This window comes from Leisingera methylohalidivorans DSM 14336, assembly GCF_000511355.1.
GTDB classification, from domain to species: Bacteria; Pseudomonadota; Alphaproteobacteria; order Rhodobacterales; family Rhodobacteraceae; genus Leisingera; species Leisingera methylohalidivorans.
In genome coordinates this window covers 2141633-2158739 of the sequence record NC_023135.1, presented here as the reverse complement: position 1 = coordinate 2158739, position 17107 = coordinate 2141633, and the positions used below count along the sequence as shown (strand labels likewise).

Annotated in this window: 23 protein-coding genes; 1 reads left to right on the top strand and 22 read right to left on the bottom strand. The window is 59.3% G+C overall.

Annotated elements, in window-relative coordinates; all coding sequences use genetic code 11:
- Positions 1-21: 21 nt before the first annotated feature.
- From METH_RS10765 to METH_RS10660, 22 genes are all read right to left on the bottom strand, one after another.
- Complete coding sequence (locus tag METH_RS10765; protein ID WP_044008397.1) at positions 22-1281, bottom strand: PBECR3 domain-containing polyvalent protein; 1260 nt, start codon at positions 1279-1281, stop codon at positions 22-24.
- A complete protein-coding gene (locus METH_RS10760) occupies positions 1265-2911 on the bottom strand; it encodes a DUF935 domain-containing protein (RefSeq protein WP_024090499.1) in 1647 nt (548 codons plus the stop codon). The genes METH_RS10765 and METH_RS10760 overlap by 17 nt, the downstream gene beginning before the upstream one ends.
- The gene (locus METH_RS10755; protein ID WP_024090498.1) at positions 2911-3090 is read right to left on the bottom strand and encodes a hypothetical protein; all 180 of its coding nucleotides are present in this window, start codon (positions 3088-3090) and stop codon (positions 2911-2913) included. Before METH_RS10755 ends, METH_RS10760 begins: the two co-directional genes overlap by 1 nt.
- Positions 3090-4772 carry a hypothetical protein gene (locus tag METH_RS10750; protein WP_024090497.1) on the bottom strand — a complete coding sequence of 561 codons (1683 nt, stop codon included), beginning with the start codon at positions 4770-4772 and terminating at the stop codon, positions 3090-3092. The genes METH_RS10755 and METH_RS10750 overlap by 1 nt, the downstream gene beginning before the upstream one ends.
- Complete coding sequence (locus METH_RS10745) at positions 4769-5350, bottom strand: phage protein Gp27 family protein (protein ID WP_024090496.1); 582 nt, start codon at positions 5348-5350, stop codon at positions 4769-4771. Before METH_RS10745 ends, METH_RS10750 begins: the two co-directional genes overlap by 4 nt.
- A gap of 3 nt (positions 5351-5353) precedes the next feature.
- Complete coding sequence (locus tag METH_RS10740) at positions 5354-5650, bottom strand: VpaChn25_0724 family phage protein (RefSeq protein WP_024090495.1); 297 nt, start codon at positions 5648-5650, stop codon at positions 5354-5356.
- Positions 5647-6000 (bottom strand): DUF2730 family protein, encoded by a 354-nt coding sequence (locus METH_RS10735; protein WP_044008396.1) that lies wholly within the window; start codon positions 5998-6000, stop codon positions 5647-5649. The genes METH_RS10740 and METH_RS10735 overlap by 4 nt, the downstream gene beginning before the upstream one ends.
- A complete protein-coding gene (locus tag METH_RS10730; RefSeq protein ID WP_044008395.1) occupies positions 6000-6326 on the bottom strand; it encodes a hypothetical protein in 327 nt (108 codons plus the stop codon). Before METH_RS10730 ends, METH_RS10735 begins: the two co-directional genes overlap by 1 nt.
- Positions 6323-6853 (bottom strand): hypothetical protein, encoded by a 531-nt coding sequence (locus tag METH_RS10725; protein WP_024090492.1) that lies wholly within the window; start codon positions 6851-6853, stop codon positions 6323-6325. The genes METH_RS10730 and METH_RS10725 overlap by 4 nt, the downstream gene beginning before the upstream one ends.
- Positions 6850-7764: an N-acetylmuramoyl-L-alanine amidase gene (locus METH_RS10720; protein WP_245602880.1), complete on the bottom strand. Its 915-nt coding sequence runs from the start codon at positions 7762-7764 to the stop codon at positions 6850-6852. Before METH_RS10720 ends, METH_RS10725 begins: the two co-directional genes overlap by 4 nt.
- Positions 7765-7829: 65 nt before the next feature.
- Positions 7830-8222, bottom strand: coding sequence for a hypothetical protein (locus METH_RS10715; RefSeq protein ID WP_024090490.1), 393 nt, complete (start codon positions 8220-8222; stop codon positions 7830-7832).
- Entirely contained in the window at positions 8209-8472 is a 264-nt protein-coding gene (locus METH_RS10710) for a hypothetical protein (RefSeq protein ID WP_024090489.1), read from the bottom strand. The genes METH_RS10715 and METH_RS10710 overlap by 14 nt, the downstream gene beginning before the upstream one ends.
- Positions 8469-8921: a gp16 family protein gene (locus METH_RS10705; protein ID WP_024090488.1), complete on the bottom strand. Its 453-nt coding sequence runs from the start codon at positions 8919-8921 to the stop codon at positions 8469-8471. The genes METH_RS10710 and METH_RS10705 overlap by 4 nt, the downstream gene beginning before the upstream one ends.
- Entirely contained in the window at positions 8918-9181 is a 264-nt protein-coding gene (locus tag METH_RS10700) for a hypothetical protein (protein ID WP_024090487.1), read from the bottom strand. Before METH_RS10700 ends, METH_RS10705 begins: the two co-directional genes overlap by 4 nt.
- 17 nt (positions 9182-9198) lie before the next feature.
- Positions 9199-9402, bottom strand: coding sequence for a hypothetical protein (locus tag METH_RS10695; protein WP_024090486.1), 204 nt, complete (start codon positions 9400-9402; stop codon positions 9199-9201).
- 51 nt (positions 9403-9453) lie between these two features.
- On the bottom strand, positions 9454-10134 hold the full coding sequence (locus tag METH_RS10690; RefSeq protein ID WP_024090485.1) for a DUF3164 family protein: 681 nt from the start codon (positions 10132-10134) through the stop codon (positions 9454-9456).
- A 114-nt stretch (positions 10135-10248) separates the two neighbouring features.
- Positions 10249-10623, bottom strand: coding sequence for a hypothetical protein (locus METH_RS10685; RefSeq protein WP_024090484.1), 375 nt, complete (start codon positions 10621-10623; stop codon positions 10249-10251).
- On the bottom strand, positions 10623-11495 hold the full coding sequence (locus METH_RS10680) for a hypothetical protein (RefSeq protein WP_024090483.1): 873 nt from the start codon (positions 11493-11495) through the stop codon (positions 10623-10625). The genes METH_RS10685 and METH_RS10680 overlap by 1 nt, the downstream gene beginning before the upstream one ends.
- Positions 11492-12235 (bottom strand): AAA family ATPase, encoded by a 744-nt coding sequence (locus tag METH_RS10675; protein ID WP_024090482.1) that lies wholly within the window; start codon positions 12233-12235, stop codon positions 11492-11494. The genes METH_RS10680 and METH_RS10675 overlap by 4 nt, the downstream gene beginning before the upstream one ends.
- Positions 12236-12301: 66 nt before the next feature.
- Positions 12302-14434, bottom strand: coding sequence for a transposase domain-containing protein (locus METH_RS10670; RefSeq protein WP_024090481.1), 2133 nt, complete (start codon positions 14432-14434; stop codon positions 12302-12304).
- A gap of 2 nt (positions 14435-14436) precedes the next feature.
- A complete protein-coding gene (locus tag METH_RS10665; RefSeq protein ID WP_044008637.1) occupies positions 14437-15318 on the bottom strand; it encodes a ParB/RepB/Spo0J family partition protein in 882 nt (293 codons plus the stop codon).
- Between the two features lie 128 nt (positions 15319-15446).
- The gene (locus METH_RS10660; RefSeq protein WP_044008394.1) at positions 15447-15737 is read right to left on the bottom strand and encodes a hypothetical protein; all 291 of its coding nucleotides are present in this window, start codon (positions 15735-15737) and stop codon (positions 15447-15449) included.
- 851 nt (positions 15738-16588) lie between these two features.
- Here METH_RS10660 and METH_RS10650 point away from each other — a divergent pair.
- Positions 16589-16933 (top strand): helix-turn-helix domain-containing protein, encoded by a 345-nt coding sequence (locus METH_RS10650; protein ID WP_024090476.1) that lies wholly within the window; start codon positions 16589-16591, stop codon positions 16931-16933.
- Positions 16934-17107 lie beyond the last annotated feature (174 nt).

Here is a 17107-nt window from a genome sequence, read left to right as displayed (position 1 = left end):
CCTGGAACCGTGTTCGGGCGTTCAGGCCGGGGACCCATCGGAAGCTCTTCTTCCCCACATGGATTGAACTGCCAGCATCCGGCGCTTCTTGCCGCGGATCTCCAAGGCCACAGTGTAGGTCACCGCGCCGATCCGGCGCGTTAACCGGACCACAGGCAGTCCCGCCCGCGTTTGTCCTGCTTCCTCGATGGCGTCCGGCTGGTTCAGAATACGGGGCAGAAGCGCGTAAGTTTCCGCACTGATTGGGATCTGGCCGCGTAGGGCTTCAGAGGCCGCGCCGTGCCCCGAAAGAATGTGCCGCACCGCAGGCGCGTCCAGCGTGAAGTGAAAATTCTCCAGATCGTTGCCCAGCAGTTCCTTCACCCGTTGCCGGTGCGCCAGGGTGAGGCGGCCCATAGTTTGGACCGGCTGAACCGCGCGGCCCTCCTGCACAGCTTTTGCATAGCGGCGCAGGTCGGTCATCAGCGACGGCAGGTTGCGGTAGGCGCTGGACAATGCGTCCTGCTGGACGGCCGGGAAATCATCCAGATAGGCGCGGGCAATAGAGTACGGCCAGTTTACCGTCTTCTTGGCCATGGTCTGCACCAGGTCTGCAACGGACGCGCCCGGTGCATGGCCCCAGCCCTCATCTATGCCAGTGGGTGCGCCTGTTTCTGCCAGGGGAGCATCCCAACCGTCCTGGAGCTTAACTCCCGGCTTGCCGCCGCGCCGGATGGCACCGGCAACAGAGCGGGCACCAAAGACATTGCAACTGCAGCCAAAACCATTGGGCGGGAAAGCAAGCGGCCAGAACGGATGATCGGCGGGAAGGATCACCCCGTCCCAGGACAAGTGCTGCAGGCGCGGTTCCAAAGATCCGCCGTGCCGGTAAACCAGAAACGGAAAGTTGCCGTTGCGGAGCTGCGCCAGGCGCCCGGCCATGTAGCTGGAGCGCATATTGGTGCGGTAGATGGTCCGCATCCGCCAGTTCCGGCCTTTTTCGCTGTCTTCACCGGTCCAGCCGGTCCAGCCGCGCCGGGCCACGATGGCCCGGAAATCATCTTTGAAAGCCTCAAAGCCGGTGCCTTCTACAATGGCTTTGTCCAGGGTGGCGGCAAGATCCGCCAGCAGATCGGCCTTGACCGCACCGGCAACGGCAAAAGACCGGTCATGAGCCGCGCCTGCCAAATCATCCCAAGCCGCCGTGGGAACCAGGTTGCCGAGCCGCAGCCGGAAGGCTGCGGCCTGCTCCTTGAAGGGGCGGCGGAAGGTGGCCGCCAGCGCATCAGTCACCGGCTTCATCCTCTACCGCAGCCCGTCCGCCAGCGACGGCGGCCGTGATGGCATCGAGCATGGAGGCGGTAAGTCCATCTGCATTCAGATCGGAATAGGCGTTCAGCAGGATTTCCCGGAATTCCTCGAAGCCGGACGCCGCCTCAAGCATGGCTTCAATCTGATCCAGCATTCCGTCCACCGCCGGGCCTGCTTCCTGTTCCAGGCGGGCGGTCAGATCCGGAATTGGCGACACCCCCGAAAAATCGCCCGCAGAGGGCTGTTCGGCCTGCAGGGCGGTATCGCCCCCTGAAAAACCGTTCCGGGTATAAAACCCCCCTTTAAAAATGCTCTCAGGGGTGTTCCCGTTGCCTGCGCCCGGTTGCATTCCCGGCTGAGGCGGGGTTTCCGGCGTTTTGCCCAGGATCGCGTCCTTCGCCTTTGGTGCAGACAGCCCCAGCTTGTCCAGAACTTCTTTCTGAGAAACCTGCAATCCGGCAGAAACCCAAGGCACGGTCGCATCAGTCCAGGCTTTCAAATCCTCTGCTTCAGGGCGCGCGATGACCAGGCGCGGGTAAACCTTCTGCGGTCCGTGGTTCAAATCAATGAAAGGACGCACCAGTTGGCGGTTCAGGATCGCTGCCAGCATCCTTCCGTCCGCGCGTTCGATATCCTCCTGCACTTCACGATGTTCTTTGCCGGACCCAAGCCCGCCGGTAACCGCATCGGTGGTCGAAGTCTGCCCCAGGACGGCCTTTGACGTCTGCTTGTCCAGCCAGTCGGCGCGCTTTTCGTAAAGATCGGATGACGCGCCGACATTCGGGGCCGCAACAATATCGACCGACATACTGGCCGGCATGATGGCCGCGCAGTCGCCAGCGATATCAGCGACGGCTCTGAACAGCGTGTTTTTCTCGGCGTCTGATGTGCCAGGTGCGTATTTTCCGATTCTGATCGGCTGGCCGAATGTCTGGGTGAATATTGACCAGTCCCGCTGGGTGTAGGCCTTGAACATCCAGGACCAGGTTGCAATCCGGGCCAGACCTGACCGGAGATACAAACCGGACTTTGCCGGCATTGGGGCAAAGATGAACTTGAAAGGAGACAAGGGCACTTCCCGGCCTTTGTCATCCAGCAGGAGCGGGGTGCGCAGATCTGTGCGGTCGAACCGGAACCAGCGCTGATCGCGCCATTCCAGGCGCTCCGGCTGGTACTGGCCTTCGGAGTAATCCCAGATGATTTCCATGAAGGAATAGCCTTTGCCGATTGCATCCAGGATGTTGAAGATTTCCTCGGTCAGCTCGTCGCGCTTCAGCCAGGCCCGGATCAGCTCGGCGTGCTTTTTTGCGTCGGGCGTGTCGGCGCCGGGTTCCACCGTGATTTCCAACTGGCTGACAGCCCGCTTGCGGGTTCCCAGCACGGCCAGGTAATGCGGGTCGCGTTCTTCAATGGTTTCCGCCAGGCCCATGTAGCGGGTCGGGTCGCCGTGATCCGCTGCCCGAAGAATGCTGGCCAGGACAACAGGGTCCAAGCCATCAGCGGGATATCCAAAGACCGGCGAACGCGCGCCGCCAACTGTGGCGGCGGCGACTTCCTGGGTCAGCTCTGCGCGCTTCACCGGACGTCCGTATTGGTCCAGAACCTTTGGTTTACGGCCCATTAGCGGCCTCCCCAAAGCCAAAACCGGAAATTGCCGAACCAGCCGGTGCCGCGCACCCGGCCAGATGCGGCCGGCAAAGTTGCTTGAGCCAGTTTTACGCGCTCATATTTCCACTGCTTTGCCTGCTGCTGCGCGCGGCGTGCTTTGCTCCGCTTGCGCTCTTTTTTGGTGCGGGCCATCAAATCCCCCCTCTTAGTTTTGCGCCCAGGGGCTGGCGCCACCACCCTTTGCCAACGCCCTGCGGCGTGCCAAATGGGTGGCCGCCATCGCTGTCCAGGCTGCCGTCTGCATGTTGCGTATTGGCGCCGCGATAGGCGATTTCGGAATAGTCCTGGCGGCTTGCGAAATAGGCCAGGGCGCTGGCCACGGCGCTGTCCCCGTGCCGCTCCAGCCCATCCGTGCCCTTTATGCGGAAATTATCGGGCACCTTAATGATGCCTTTCACATACTGCAGAGACTGGTGGTCCTGAACCACGTCTTCATGGGCGCACAGCAGAATGGTCTTGTCGCCAAACGCCTCGATGTAGGGAGGCATTTCGCGGGCGTACCAATCGCGGCTGAAGCTCACTTCAATGATGCGCTCGCCGTACCTTTGCGCGGCCTTTTCGGCCAGGTAGGCGCCGTTGCCGGTTTTATCCAGCGCGCCTTTGATGAAGTTCGGGACCCGGTCGCAGATGTAAAAGAGAATGTCCCGCTGCTGGTCGAACGGGATGTTGCGCAACTCCACCAGCAGCTTGGTTTCCCGGACCAGGGTATCGGTGATTTCCTGAATGACAATGTCGGTGGCGTCGCCGGAGCGGGCAAAGTCTTCGCCCATCACATGTTTGCCGCTTTCGTTCAGCCCTTCCAGCACCGGCTTCAGGTGTTCTTCGCACCAATCCAGGGCCGTCTTCTTGCGGACCTCATCCGGGGCATTCTTGAATTCGTCCGGCTGGATCCAGCGGTGGTAGGGCACGCCCTGTTTGGTGCAGGCTTCGATCTGGACGCGGGTCAGGGCGGCGCCTTCGGCCTCGGCCGGGATGGCGTCCAGTTCCTGGCGCATGGCAGCGGTGCGGGACCCGTAGGCCGTGCGGATTGTCTTTTCCCAGGCGTCCTGGCCTTCCTGACACCATTCTTTCTCCCGCATCAGGCAGACGCTGCGGTACAGCCCGTTTTCAACAGCATCGCCGAACGGGATGTGATGAACCTGATAGGGGGTCTTTCCGGCCTTGGCTTCGCGGATCAGCTCATTGAACGGGTTCAGAATGCCGTTGTGAGTGGAGATAATCCGGACCTTGCCGCCCCAGATCAGCATCGCGCTTACGGCGTCAATGACCTCCCGCACATCCTTGTGGAAGGCCGCCTCGTCAATAACAACGATACCCTGCAAGCCCCGGATGTTGGCCGGGTTGGAAGACAGCGCCTCAACCCGGTAGCCGCTGGCAAAGGTGACCCGGTAAGCCGTGATGAACTTACTGGTGCCGTCCTCTTTCTTGTCCTCAAACAGATGTTCTTCAATATCGACCAGCTCACCGGCAACGACCTTGGCGAAATGGGCAACATAGCCGATGAACTCCCGGCCCTTTTCCTTGGTGTCCCCGATGTAGAACACGTTGTCTCCGCCTGCGGCCTTGGTGCTGGCGGCGGTGAGTGTGTCGTCCAGGGCTTCAGCAAAGGTAATGCCGGTGCGGCGGCCTTTTTCAGCGATTTTAAGATCGCTATCGTCCTCCAGCCAGGTCTTCTGGTGTTCCATCAGAATGCCGTCGGCGAGCGGGTCCAGATCCTCCGGCAGATCCGCGCCCAGGCGCAAACCGTCTGGAAGTGTTTCCGCATCGCGTGACAGGATTGGGTGCTGCGGGGCCAGATCAGCTTCGGACTTCATGTGCGCAGGCCCAGCACGCGGTTGCGGATATTCTCTGCCCGTTCCGGCGAAAGCCCGGCCTCGGAAACCGCTTCATCCAGGCGGCCGGCCATTTCAGCCTGCGCTTCCTCACGGGCCATGCGGGCGATGCGGCCGCGTTCGTCATCCATCAGCTTTTCGCGGATGCCGGAGCTGGCCATTACGTCCTTCATCATCTTGCCGATGAAATGCAGCTCGCGCGGGTCGATCTCGCCGTTTTCCTTGGCCATTTCCTGCTGCATGAACTTGAACGCCAACGTGGTCAGCATCTGAAACAGAACGTTGTGCCGCTGGGCTTCTTCTTCCAGCCCGGCTTCAGTCATCCAGCTTTCGGCCCATTGGCTGGCCTGTTCCTGGTACTTGACGAATTCGCGGTATTCCTGGCCGTACTCGTGAACCGCAGACTTGCCAATCTGCAGCTCTATGCCTTCTTCCTGCAGCTTGGCATTCAGGTCATCTGCGATTTTCTCATAACCGCTCCAGCCGCTGTCCCTCAGCGTCTCGTTCAGCCAGTCGCGCACTTCACCTGGCATCATGTTGATTTTACGGGGGCGGGGCATGGCTCAAGCTTTCGGGCTGGGGCGCTGGACTTCCGGGTGGGTGGAACGGCCCGTTGCGATCTCCGCCCCCGAAAGGGTGGCTGTAGCGACCACAAAATCACCGTTCTCCTGCGTGGTAATAAAGCCGTTTTCTTTCAGCCACTGCAGTTCGGTGATGACCTGGGACCGGGTCGAGGTCACGCCAACATGGTCAAGCACGTCGGTCAGGATCGAGGCGTTTGAGGTGTAATCCGTGCAGGCTTCCAGGTGGCGCAGAATGGCCAGGCGGCGGTGCTTGCGGTTGAAATCGTTGTAGCTCATGTTTTTTCCCGCAGGTAATCTTCGTGGCGCGATGAGATGTGTTCAAGCCGGGTCTGGCTCTCGGCGATGCCGCGCATGGACGCCCTCATTGCCTTCAGCTCGCCGCCCATGTCGGACAACAGGAGCTGAAGCGAATGAATGTCGTCTTTCTCAGGCATCGTGCTGAGCGTTTGCTCAGTGGACTGGATGCGGCTTTCCAGTGCGTTCATGCGGTCAGACCCAGCCTTAAACCGGGCGTCCACGTTTGAACGGCGGGTGGCGAACCAAGTATAGATCACGCACCCCAAAGCGGCCGCATAGTTGCCGGTTGTAAGCAGGTTGGAGAACGTGAATGTGGGGTCGAACTCCATCAGTGAAGTTCCCCCGCCGGTTCCGGTGCAGAAGCCCCGATAACCTGAAAATCCGTGCCGTAGCCCAGGGTGCAAGTTTGGCCGCCCGGTTCGGTCGAAATGATAGTCCAGGTGCCAACCGACGGGGCGGCGAATAGATGGATGGCGTTTCCATTCTTAGCCAGCATCTCCGCTGCAGGCCTTTCCCCGTATTGGTCCAGCAGTGCGTCGGCCATCTGATCAAAGGCCGGGAAGCAATCGACGGTAACGACAATGGACAAGGCGTCGGCCGTGCGAACGGCGAAGGCCAGGGCGATGGCGGCGGCAAGGGCTATGATCCTGGTCATGCGGCACCGCCTTTCATACCGGCAATCACCGCGTCCTTGTCCTTGGATCCGACTGACGAGCCGAAATAGAAGTTCAACACCTGGCTAAGACCAGTCGCTAGAGAGCCGATCAGCAGAGCCAGTACCGGGCCGCTGTCCGCGGGCAAGCCGTTCAGGGTCACATAGGCCAGAACTCCAAAGAACCCGACAATCACCACCGCGGCAAGAATGCCGGGCGTTCGGTCCTTGGTTTCAACCTGGCGGGCGCGGGCACTGTCCCGGTCATCGGCAGCGATGCGTTCCAGCTCAATGCCGGCGGCCTGAAGCTGGGCTGCGAACTCGGCGTCCACCTGTTTCAGTTTGGTCAGATCGGCGGCAGAGGCGCCCAGAATGGCTTGCTCCACCTCGTCGGCAGAGGCGCCCTGGCGGCCCATGAATTGGGTTGCCAGGGCATCAACGGCCACTCCGGCCATCGGCCCGCCCAGGGCTGCCGCGACGGTCGGAGCAACAGTGCCCAGAAACCTGATGATCTTGTCCTTGTTTTTCATGTCTCAGCCCCCTTGAAGCCGGGTTTTGAAATGGTGACGGGATCGGCGTAGCTCTCGACAACCCACCCTGCGGCGCCGCCATAGAACACCTTCAGCCACTCACGCCCGGCGACGGTCACAGAGGCGATGACCGGCACGCGGGTGTTATCGGGGATCTGCGCAATCACATTGGGATTGAAGCTGGGCCAGCGGCGCATATTGAGTGTGTCGCCGGGCGTGCTGATGATCACAAAATCATCTGCGGCAGCGGGGGTCTCTTCATCACCCAGTTCTGCCTCCGCCGGATCGGTGCGGCCAAGGATAAGCGACCGGATATGCTTCAGCGGGAAAAGCGGGTTGGTGTCTACTTTCCGGCCAGGGGAGACGTACCAATGGGTGGTGATGTCTTCGAGAGTCGGAATGGACGAAAACAACGTTTGCAAAAGGCCAAGTAGAGCCGAGATTTGCGCCTCAGTGTAGGGCATCCAAAGGCCGTGCCCGTGCTGGGGCGTTTCGGTTTCTTCAATGCCGTATTCCGGTATGTTGAATTTCTGGCCGAACCAGGTGCGTGCAAGTTCCGGTGCAGCCCGCGTCATACGGCCAGGGTTCACCAGTTCGATGCCGATGGAGAACCCGTTGCACCATTCGCGGCCGTGATACTCCGACTTGCCGGCATGGCTGGCTTTCCGGTTCACCGGGACTTGCTGCTCGATGTGCCCGTCGCGCTCGATCACAAAATGGACCGATACCTTGGCGTCGTTGCTCTGCAGGTAGCGGGCTGCGTTGCCCTTTGCGATCCGGCTGGCGGTGTCGTGAAGAATGACAAGGCTGGGAACGATCCCGCCACCAATCCAGCGCGCTTCGTTGAATGCCGCCCCAGTGACCTTGCCGTATTGGATGCCCATTTCCGGCCCCTTAAAACCCCATTTCATTGGGGTTTAAATTGGGGGATCGGGACGGGACGATACACCCGCACCTATGTGCGGGGCAGTTGGCGTCAGACGCCGGGGAACAAGGGGAGCTGGTTGGGGGCGGTCTTGCGGCGCGCGCCGGGTTTCCGCAACCAGCGGCGGACGCTGACGTCGGTCACGCCAAGCTTGAGAGCAATTTGCACGGTTGGCAAGCCCTGAGAATGATAGACTGCCGCGCGCCATTCCTTGACCAGGGGAACACGGCGCTGCAAGCGGTTTTCAATGGCTGCCAGCATCCGGGCCTTTGGATAGCCAATCAGCTCAACAACTTTGGACCGTTCGGTGGGGTGAGTGGCGATGTAGGTTTCAACACCGCCGAAGGCTTCAAGGAAACGCAAGGTGTCCTCAAGTCCCAGGGCTTCCATATAGGGTTCCACCTGGGCAGGCGGTTTAGGAAAACTCAGTTCATCCTTTGCCATTGGTCCGGCCCTTCGGCGGCTTGCGGTTGGTTCGGTTTCCCCGGATCGGCAAAACAGTGGTCACCACTCCATTGCGGACCTTATAGATATGGCCGCCGTGGATGATGCCTGTGGCCTCCGGAAACGCATCGCCAAGCGTCACAGCCTTTCCGATCCGGCGGCGGATTGCGTTGATGTTCACGCCCTTGACGCGCTCAAGGAACCGCAGGACAGCGTGGTCGGATACTTGCGGGCGGCTTGGCTTTTTCATCGTTGATGATCCTCCCAGGCGAATTCAATGTCCGCCCGCTTGCCCCAGCTTTTCAGGGCCTGAATAACCTGGTCGATCTGATCATGCTGGCGCAGCATATCCACGTCGGCTGGGATCGACTGCCAGGTGGTTTCAAACCGGGCGCGGATGAATTTGTTCAGTCCTTTGCGGCTGGAATCGCGCAGTTCGCCGGCTGCACCCAGTTCCCGCCACAGGACATGGACCAGGCGAAGATCGGCGCGGGAGGCCAGCTTGTGTTTTTTGCTGCCGCTGCTGGCCTTGAAGCCATCCGTTTTAAGGCGCTTTAAAACGCTGTTCAGCTCCGCCTCATTCATGTCTTTCATGGAGGCTTTGCCGGTGACGGCAAGCTGCAGATCGCGGCGGCCGTCACTGTCCAGGCCAAGCTTACGACAGCCGACGTGGATCTTTTGTTGAAGCGCGCGGCTCATCCCGTCACCTCTTCGACGGCGGGCACAGCGGTAACTGGGTGAAAGTCCTGTTGCCGGGCTTCCATGCGCTGCGCTGCGCGCTCCATTTCCTCTTTGGACAGCTCCGCGAATTCCTCCTCTGAAATCCTGGCCAGAGCAGCGTTTTGTTTCAGGATGGCCAGCCGGCCGCCAAGCATTCTGTAAGCGCGTCCTTGCCTGGTTGCGTAGACGCTGAAGCTGCGCCGCAGGCCGTCGCGGATATCATCTTTGGTTGTTGGCATGTTTCGGGTCCAATTCTTCAGGATTGGTCTTCGGTTTCGGCGGCGACGGCGGGCATCAGCCAATGGATTTCAAAGCCATCGGCTTCCATGTCGCGGGCCTGATCCATCTGCATTTCAACGCTCCATGTGCATTCGCCTGTTTTCAGGTGAACCGCTGCAGCGATGGGCGGCTGGGAAGCATTGGCGTATTTTGCGGGCGTCTGGGGGCCGAATTCGGACATAACTATCTCCTGATCTGAACTTGCGGGGAACTTGGCGGGAGGGAAACGGGCTTAGGCTTTGGCCAGGTCGATGGCGATGTATTGCCATGGGGCATCAACGCTGGAGCGCTGATAGCAGCGGGTATAAGACGCCGTGCCAACAACGCGCATCGCCATGCGGATGGCTTTCATGGCCTGCTGCCAGCGCTCATCGGCGATATCCTGGCGCAGCAGCATGAAAATCTCAGAGCGGTTGATTTGCCCCGTTTTGTCGGTGTTGAACGCGCGGGTGACGATGGAGCGGAGTTCCGGGCCAGCATCAGCAGCCCATTCATTCAGGCATTCGTCCAGCAGTTGCTTTGCAATCTGCAATTCTGGTCCAAAGTCGATCCGGTCGGCGACGGAAACCGTGACCTTGAACAGGCCGTCATGGGAAAGCAGGGTCATATTGCCTTTTTTCCCGCCAATCTTGGCGCCGTATTCCTGTGCCAGAAGCTCTTCCAGAGCGACAATGTCGCTGTTTGTGTGAGCTTTGAAACGGGCAATTTGCTCCTGCAGCGGCAGGGCATAGCTGACAATTTTGCGGACGGTTTCATCCATCAGCAGATCTTGAGCGTTTACCGTCTCAATTGGGTCCAATCCGCCTTTGGCGTTGGCCATATAGGTGTTGCCGTTAGCGAAAACCCGGCCATCAGGAATAGGGGCGGGGTTGAACTGGCTGGTGCGGGGTGTTTCCGGAGTTGGTTCGGTCATAAGTGGTGGCTTTCAGTGAGTGGTGGAAAACTAGTCAGGCGCCTCCCGGATCCAGGTGGTCGGCAATACGGCGCAGATGAATTGCAAGCCGGACCTTGAACGGAAGCCGGGTGGTCATTCTTTGGGTTCCTTGTTGAATTTCGGGCAGGCACGGCAGGCGCGTATCATCCGGACCCGGAACGGGCTGGAATGTGTCCACTTTTCCGCACGGCGGCGGTGGGCCAGGCAGGCGGCACTGGGGATTTCCGTTTTCAGGGCCGGGCAATTGACCGGGGCACTCATGAAAACATCGCGTACAGCGGTTTCGATCCGGACCAGTTTGCCGGCATAGCGGTTGCGCATCGCCTGGCTGACGATTGTCGGGCTAAGGCCCAGTTTCGCAGCAACAACGTTTTGAGAGGACTGGTCGCATTCGTGGACCAGGACTTCCACCCAATCAGGCAGAACATCGCCCCAGCCGTCCTGGGCAAGTATCAGACGGTCGCTCATTACAGTCGCCCTCCCGGTGCATAGACAATCTTGTCGTCGTTGGTGTCGATGATGACGGTCATGCTGCGTTTCTGGGGCGGCAGCGGGCCAGTGTTCTTCATCAGGAACAGTGATGTATCTGCCATCAAATTCCGGGTTCGGGCGGCGGTGCGCAGATAGCCGGCCCGGCGTAAAATCCGGCAGTATTCCACGATGAACCGCTGGGGGATATCCGGGCGGGCCGGGGCCAGCGCAGCAAAGATATCAACCGGCCTGAACCGTTTCTGGTGGCGGATTGCGGTCCAGACGGCGCCTTCTTTGGTGCTGCGTTTGTCTTTGGCGTCTTCGCGCGCCTCTTCCGGCGATTTCACCGAAAAAAACACCTTGCCCTTGCTGCGGCCCCAAACCCGCATGACGCCGGTCTGCTTCAGGCGGCTGAGGAACCGCGTCCGGATGGTTTCCGACGCGCATATGGTTTCAACATCTGCAGTGGTGAAATAAGGCCGCTCGGAAATGTATTTCCAAATCTGCTGTTCTTCCAGGCTGCGCGGTTCAGCCGATGGAAGCTCAATATCCGCACCTGTCTCGCGCATCTTGCCCAGCAACTGGTCCAGGCGGTTGCGGGACCAGGCAGTATCCAGCTCATGTCCGGTGGCCGCCGCCATGATCTTCTTGGCTTCGTCAACGCCCCAGACAGTATAGAACTGGGTAGTGCCGTTGCGGCCGCACTCGGTGACAACGCCCTGGCGCTGCAAGGCGCGCAGAAAGTTTTGCCGGGTCCAATCGCTGGCCTCGCAATAAGTGGCAACGTCATGGTGGGTAAACCGCAGCCGTGTCTGGATGAATTCCAGGATCTCTTTTTCGGCGGCGTTACGGGTGGCGGCTTGGATCATTTCAGCCCCCTGCGCGGGCTGGGAGCGTCCTTGCGGCGGAACTCGATACCGCCCCAGTCCTGCAGCGTCATGCTGGTCTGGCCGAGCTTGTTTGCCTCGCCTTTGACCTGGGCTAGGTCGGTCACCATGCGCCGCACGTTGCCGGTGTTGCGGTCCAGAATGGCGTCCAGCAAATCTTCGGCAACGTCCACGCCCTCAGCATAAACGCTTGCCAGCAGGCCCGCGTCTTTCAGGGTTGCCGGCTGCGCGGCGACCCAGGACATGACCCGGCTGTCAATGAGTTCATATTTCCGGAGCTTCTGCGGGAATTCTTCCATGCCGATCATGACAACCGGAGTATCCGAGCCATCGTGCAAATCCCGGATCAGCTCTATCACACCGCGCCGGAAGGCATAGTCCGCTTCATCGACAATCAGCGTGCGCCCATCCAGCGCCAGCTCTTCACAAGCCTGCAGAACCATATCGGGCACCACTCGCTTAGGCGCGATGCCCAGTTCGTTCAGCAGCCTTTCCAAAAAGGTCTTTTTGGTCCAATCGCCCTGCATGGAAATGTGGATGACGTCAAAGGCGGAGGCGCAGAAGATGGCACCAAAGGTTTTGCCGTATCCGGGGTAGCCATAAAACACGCCCAAACCCGGCATTCCAAAGGTCCGGTTCTGCAGCTCTGTAACCAGTGCTGCCATTGTCGCCACGTTGGTCAACGGTTGTACGCTATTGCCGATTTCCAAGGTCTGTGTCATGCTTGCTCCTAGTCAATCAATGCCGTCGCCATGGGGTCCAGCCAGGCGGCGGTTCTTTTTTGGGTTCTACCCGGCAGTATTGCCGCCGAATGCCTGTTTCAGCGCTGCCAGCGCCTCGTATTCAGAATGGCTTTGGTAGCCTGTCAGCCAGCCCGCCTCGCGCTCCCCGACAGGATCGCCGTTTTGCTGCCGCCGTTCGATTTCCTGCGCCTGGGCAAACCGTTCGTCTGCTGTTGCGGCCACTTTGAAGGACACCTGTTTGGGGGATGCTTCGGGTGTCTTCCGCTTGGCGCCGATCTGCAGAATGAGGGCGTCCTGAGCCGCCTCGGCGCTGGGGTCGGAATGCTGCCTGAATGTTGAGACCCTAGGCGTTTTGGCAAACACCGGCTTCACCACCTTGGCTTCCATCAGCGCAGTGGTTTCCTTGCGGATCCCGTTCAAATCGGCCCCGAGCTGTTCCGGAGTATGCGGTGCGTAAAGCTTGGCCAACTCTTTCTCTTTTTTGACGATATCACGCTTCCGCTTAGCGGTGACGCGCGCATCCTCATGACTGAAAAAGCCGATTTTCTGCTGACATTCGGCATAACCCAGGTACGCGCCATCGGGTGTGTAAATATGCACGCCGCCGTGCAGATTTTCGGGGTTAAAGCGGATCACAACCTTGCGGCCTGCTTCCTGGCTCATCCAGTCGCAGTGATAGACATTGCCCAGAAACTTCAGGCTGCCATTGTTTGTGTGAAGCTTACCTGTGTCCTGACCCATCAGCCAAAGATTGCGCTGCTCTTCGGTCGCCTTCAGGATATTGGCCGTTGCATAGCTTTCCGCAAAGGTCTCATCAAAACTCCGGCCGGCTGCCGTGTCCGTGCGGCGCCCCGTCCGGGCATTGTGTTCTTCAATGCGCTCTTCCAGAACCTCAATAAACTCATGCAGGGGAACGGCGTGGGAGCCGTAGTTTTCAGGTTTGGCATCCGGACGGTTCCCCACATACGCGCCCGCGAAACGCACATCTTTAGCAATGTCATTTGCATGACCGCCAAAGGCCCGCTCGATAGGCTTTGATTGGCCGCTCGCCGGTTGTGCCCATGTCAGGTTGATGCCCAACAGCGTTAATACGCCGTGCGCATCATCATCGCGCACCTTGAACCGGAACCGGGTAGGGGACCCGCCCGTCATCCACTTGTTTGCAAATTCATGGCCGTTGTCGAACAGGCAACGCTTTGGGATGCCCCAATTGTCTACCATCTCCCCAAAGGCAGCCATCACCATGATTTTGTTCGGATCACAGTCCACCCGCCAGGACAGGAACTTACCTGAGTAGAGGTCCTGAAACGCAATCATTTGCGGGCGGCGGATCTTACCATCGGGCCAGCGGACAAACACATCAAACTTGTGGCAATCCGCGTTCACAGCTTCCAGCGCGTGCAGAGCGGATTTATCTCTGATCTGTGCGGGAAAGCAGCGTATCAGCCCGCGTGGGCCTTCGCGTTTGTATACTTGAGTGGTGCGCGGAACTTCGGCATCCATCCAGCGTTTCGCGGTTTTCAGGATTGGAAACTCCCAGCCCCGATGGCCCGCAACACGAACCGCATCACGGTAGCTCTGTGCAAATGTCGGCCCCTCCATCCGCAGGAAGGCACTTTTCAGCCAGTCCATGAACGGTTTGAACTGGGACCGGTCCTCTTTTTTGACGCGTTTTTTGGGGATCTGCGGGGCCACATAGGCAAGCTGATCCTCTGCTGGGATGCCTTCGATCTGGGTGATCCAGTTGTAAATCGTGCGTTGGCTGACCTTCACCTCCGCCGCGATCACCGCAACGGAAACAACATGGTTCGTGCCGCTATGGTGCAGAAGCTCCACCTTGCGCAGCGCATCAAGCCGCCGCCGGGCTTTAGCCTTGGATTTCTCCGGCAGTTGTTCATAGGCCAGCCAGGCCGCCGTCCGATCGGGGCGCTCATCAGGGGCTTCAATCCCAATTGTAAGCACCTTCAAACGGGCGTCATGGGGGAAAAGCGACCAGTGGAAGTACAAGCCCCCGCCGCGGCCGGGTTTGCGTTTAAGCGCTGCAAAGTTGGTCTTCCAACCTTCGCGCTCAGCATAGGCGTTCACGCCGCGGACACTGCCCGGCAGCCCCGGCAGCCGCGCCGCCGCGATGTCTGCCGCGGACCACCATTCCTGTGTTGGCTTCAGATCACTGGTCACTGTCAGGCCTCCCTCTGGCTGGAAAAGGGAACGACTTCGCCTGTTGCGTCCTGCTTCTGCACCTCGGCCAGCAGTGCAGCCAGCTCTTCCCCGTTCCGCCGGACAAATTCCAGCCGCGCAGCCTTGGAGGCCCTTGCAAAGGCATCTGACAGCTTCGAAGCCTGCATCTCGGGCGTCGACTGAACCGGATCACCGGGTGACTTCATCCGGTTCAGGGCTTCTTTTGCGGACTTCGCTTCACCCTGGCCCAGTGCGATACAGATCGCACTGCGGTCTGCCTCCGCACTGCATTTGGCGATATGCTCCAGATCCTTGAACTGCACCCGGTTCGGGGCGCTGCGCAGCTGGGCGATTTCTTCCTTGGACAACTTTTCGCCGACGCTGATCAGGCGGCGAATGTGCCGGCCTCCCTTGCCGAACACCTCGGCGGCATTGGCGCTGAATGATGCAACGGACATAATGTCCGTTGCATTCCAGCGGCCATGCGCCCCGGCCTTACCCCGCGCAGTTTCGGGATTGTCCAGCTCGTAAAGCCTTTTGTGCTCTGCCAGGAACACGGCCATATCCAGCGGTGTGAGCGGGGCGCCGGCCACATTGGCGTCAACTTCAATCCGGATGGCCTGGTCGTTGGTGCATTCGCTGACCTTGACCGGCACTTCTTCCAGCCCGGCTTCTTTGGCGGCGGTCAGGCGGTGCAGGCCGTCCATCAGGCGGTAGCCGTCTTTGACCCTGCGCACCAGCAGCGGTTGCAGGATGCTGCCCACCTCATGGATGGACGAAACAATACTGGCAACTGCCGTGGGTGAGGCGGTGCGCAGGCGTTCTACCACTTGGATATCGGAAACCTGAAGGGTTTGAATTTTCTGCCAATTTGGAGGGGTCATTGGGGATGCTCCGCTTTGATTAAATTCAGGAGTTTCAAGGGAAGGCCCGCCGTTCTCTGCGGCATGGCCGCCTGTGTCAGCGCGCAGGCGGGGCTTGAAAGTGCCGTTTATGATCTGCGCGCCGGGCATCAGTGCTTGCGGGCCAGGAAGTCGGTGAAATCATCCAGAGCGCCGTCACCGGCCAGGCTGGCGACAAGATCCGCTACCCGGCGCTGCGTTTCGGCCAGGGCTTCAACTGCTGCGTCCACTTCTGCGGCACGTTCCCCGACCGTCTTCCAGCGACGTGTATGAGCCATCTTGTGACGGCTTGCAGCGACAACTAGGCGTTCGCGCTGCTCTGCATAAATAGCCGCAGCGGCCCGAAGTTCAGTAATCCGTTCTGGAACTGATTTATTCATAAAAACACTGGTGCCTGTCATTTCAAATTGGCTCCAAACAAGAACAAGAAGGGCAGGGCGAACACACAGATCGCTCCGATTACGTCACCGGCCAGATCGGCCGGGTGGGGCCACAACTCGCGCACCCTTTGGCCCCAGTCCGCCAGACATGAGGCAAGGCTGGGATCCGCTCCGGCGAGTGGTAGGCGGGAAGAAAAAGCCCCCGGCAGCGCATCCCCATGGCTGCCGGGAAGTTGAGCCAGGCCGCTGCTAGCAGGCGTGCGGAACTGGCTGGACGGGTACTGTTTCTCTATGCGGGTCACTGGCCTGGCGCCCTCCCGTCAGAGAGAGGGGGCAGATCACCAGCAGACAAATTGCGACGTTTCCGTTTGGGGCCGTGCATCTCCTCGTCGTAGGTACCTGTCTCTTTAAGGTGTGGGACGACGTCGTCGCCTGCATTCGCTACCCGATACCCCAAGGTGTACAGAACAGTCCTGACAGTAAGGGTATTCGGGTTGGGTACCTTCCCGTCCTTCAGTCTGCGAATTTGCTTGCCAGAGAGGCCGCAAGACCTGGCAAAGCTTTCGCAAGAAACCGTGGTGAAGCCTCGGTTCATCTGGTCAAGCTCTTTGCGGAGAAGCCCTGCGAACTGCTGTCCGCTCAAGTGGTGAATAATTGTTTCTGGTGCCATCGGGTCCTCCGTTGAATTGAACGGTAGCCCTAAAAGACCATAGCGACAACCCTAAAGGACCATCATAACGCCTTAAAGGGTCGTAAGTTTACCGCAAAAGGTTGCAGCCTATCCTTTTGTGTTGGATGCGCGAACTTAAAAGTCCGCCTATTGGACTTTTATTTCCGTTTGCTGGACAAATAATGTCGTGTAAGGTTCGCGCATGAGCAAACCAGGCAAGAATAAATCTGTCTCAAAGAGTGAAGGGGTCGAGGTGTGGAGGAAGCGCCTGCGCCAAGCCTTGGATGACCGTAACCTTGACTATGATAAGGTGTCGTTGGAGAGCGATAGCGGGGCTGAGTATGTAAGCCGAGTGCTGTCGGGCCGCTTCAACCCCACGGTCGGTAAGCTTATGAAAATTTGTGAAGTTGCAAATATTGATATGGCTTGGTTGTTTTCTGATGATCCTTCATCCGAGAGCCGGTCCGTTGTTGAGAAAGCTGCGGACCTCTCAGAAAATGATGCCGAGCTAGTCAGTCGGCTCATCAAGAGTGCGCGCCCGCGCTGAACTAATCCTATCCATTGCTTGTTCGAACAGCCGGGTTCCTTCGCCCGGCCTTTCTTGGTTTGCTTGCTCCACTTCATGGACAATCCTTTGCAGAGTTTCGGCGGTGATACCGTCTTCTTTCATTTGTTCGCCTATCGGAGAGAAGTATCACTTGTGATATTTCTCGCATTGCGG